Source organism: Halohasta sp. A2 (assembly GCF_056175805.1).
The window spans coordinates 1-2,540 of the sequence record NZ_JAQFWV010000146.1 but is presented as its reverse complement, the minus strand read 5'-3'; the positions used below and the strand labels follow the sequence as shown (position 1 = coordinate 2,540).

Genomic DNA, 2,540 nt, shown 5'->3' with positions numbered 1-2,540 from the left:
AAAATTAAACGTCACGAGTAAATCCTTACGCCGTATAGTATTTTCAGCTAGATAAATTTACCGTAATGAACGCTCAAGAGCTACAGAATCTGACGTTTCTGTCGGTGTTTCTTGGACAGGCTCTGTTGGCCTCAATCAATCGTTTGTGTCTACAGAGCACAACAACGGGTATCTTATTCAAACTGAGGACTTTCGCCATAATAAGTCGGTGTATTCCATCAACAAATGTTGGATTTCCTGACCTAGAAACATCAACCAGAATCTCATTTCTCCTGTTCCAAAGAAGGCCACGTTCGGGGAATAGTTCGTCTTGTGTCATATATCCGGATGATTTTATTGAATTCCCTGGCGTGAGCTACTATTCAGCTCTCATGATCTACGCCGAAATAGGTGAGGTTGATCGGTTTGATCGTGATAAACAGGTTGTGAGTTATGCTGGGCTGAACCCCATAATCCGCGAGTCAGGCGACTCGCGGATTGAGGGCGGGATCTCGAAACGCGGCTCTAGACAGTTACGTTGGATTCTCGTTCAGTGTTCTCGAACAGCTGTTCATACTTGCCAAGATGAGTATCTGAGTCGGTTCTACGACCGATTAGAAGGTAGAAAGGGGTCACAGAAGGCAATTGTTGCAACTGCTCGTAAACTACTGGTGTCAATTCACCACATGCTTGACCGAGAGGAGGTGTATGACCCTTCAGAGGTGAGTGCCTGACCGCCGCCAGGAGTGGTCTGCGTAACCTTTGCACACCAGAGTTTGTAGCTGAGTATCGTACGTCTCAGGGTCAGCAGCTCCCGAGTGAACGGACGTTCAAAGGTGGTGCTGACCACTCCGGGCGGCGGTCATCGGCCGGGATGCAGACCGCAACAGCCACAGCTACAGCATTCTCGTTTCCGCCCAGCAATAACAGCATACCGCAGCATCAGATCCCCGTCTATCGATTTGTAGCGCTGTTCAGTTGAACATCTCTCAGGCCGAAAAGAATTTGATGCTCATCGTGGTTTGTTCGGGTAGCAGAATTTCCATAGGTAAAGACGGATGGCCGGAGACTCGTATTAAACCGGAGAAACGCGTAGATCGAGAAAAGCCACCGTCGGAGCGCAATCTTCGAGTGAGCGAAAATCGTGCCAGTCTTGTCGTTGAACATGCGGTCGCAATTCTTACAGAGATACCGTTAAAATTCTCGTATGTGTTTACCCCGAAGTCTCGACAGCTGGTACAGCGTGAGCTCGTGAGATCATCTTATTGCTGCTGACAACTCGACGAAGTTCCTCGTAGGGATTGCGTCCCTGCTGGCGCCACGTCGCCAGCAGGGACAAGACTGTCTCATGAACGAACATTCCTCGGTCATTACGGAGTCTTCCGATGATTTTCCGGAGAACAACAGGTTCACGAAGTGCGTTCTCAGCCGCATTATTCGTCGGGGAGACCGCTGGCTCACCGACGAAGGTGAGCCAGTGGTCGAGCCCACCTTCAGTTGATCACATCGGGAGCCTCCCTATCTCCTCCAATAGGTGCTGAATCTGTGTCTGCGGTGGCTGGCTAGCCTCCAGCAAGACGGTGGCTGGGAGTTCTACCGGCATCCAGTCGCTGTCGGCGGCGATCAGCCGCCGACGCGACGGCGTTGCCACTCACCAACGCTGCCCTAATCCAAGGACAACTACCGGAAGAACCGGCTGTCAAGCGGTTGGTTCGCTGGAACAGATCGACGAACACCGAGTGCTGTCCAGGCAGCACGGAGCACCATCTCACAGAACTCTACGAACGACCACTCCAAGAGGCGGCGCCCCCCGCGGGGGCGCCGCCACGTACATCCAGTGGAGATAGCGCCAGACGTTCTGTAACAGCAGGCTCACGACAAACAGCAACAGCCGTAATCCGGCATCACGAGAGCTCGTGAGAGCGAGGCTTTTCCTAGCCAACCGGTAGGAAGATTCGATGCCGAACCGCTTGCGGTAATGTTCCCGGGCATCGCGTGGAGTTTCGATAAACGGCGCGTCAGCGGCGTAGCCGTGACGCGCCACCCCATGTTCGTCGTATCTACCTTGCTGGTAGACGCAATCGATGTACACAGGGAACGTCACCTTCCCAGCTAGTTCGTGTTCGATCACACGGCTCCAACCACTGCTGAGTTCATCTTTGATGGTATCACCCCACCTGACAACCGGGATGACGTAAGCGTAATTGTAGGCGTACAGCAGCCCGAGACAGGTGCTGTTGTAGAAGCCCCGATCAAGATAGACGGCCTTGACGCTCAGGTCAAGGCCGTCAAGCAGTTCGAGGAACTCACCGAGTACGTCACCTGAGGTTTCGCCAGCGACCAGCTGGCGAACCGCTAGTGTGTAGCGTTTGTTGCGCACCCGTGCGTAGAGTGTCGCATAAGCGTGAAACGTCGTTGTTCCACGCTTGGCCAGTGAGGAGTAGAGAGCTTCTGTCTCGTCTTCATCGCCGTAGTAGGGATCGAGGTGGAGGTCGGCGACGACCTCCACCGGTCGATCAGGAAGCGTATCGACAGTATCCCGTTGGAGCAGCGTGTCTCCA

The 2,540-nt window shown here is 53.5% G+C and carries 4 pseudogenes; 1 reads left to right on the top strand and 3 read right to left on the bottom strand.

Annotation, left to right across the window (positions count from 1 at the left end):
• Window positions 1-344: 344 nt before the first annotated feature.
• Window positions 345-713: pseudogene (locus O2S87_RS18455) on the top strand (transposase); the annotation flags it as partial.
• Window positions 714-1,041: 328 nt separating this feature from the next.
• Here the strand turns inward: O2S87_RS18455 and O2S87_RS18450 are convergent.
• From O2S87_RS18450 to O2S87_RS18440, 3 pseudogenes are all read right to left on the bottom strand, one after another.
• A pseudogene (locus O2S87_RS18450) lies at window positions 1,042-1,181 on the bottom strand (IS1595 family transposase); the annotation flags it as partial.
• Window positions 1,182-1,192: 11 nt separating this feature from the next.
• Window positions 1,193-1,474, bottom strand: a pseudogene (locus tag O2S87_RS18445) (IS66 family transposase); the annotation flags it as partial.
• Between the two features lie 185 nt (window positions 1,475-1,659).
• Window positions 1,660-2,540: pseudogene (locus tag O2S87_RS18440) on the bottom strand (ISH3 family transposase); the annotation flags it as partial.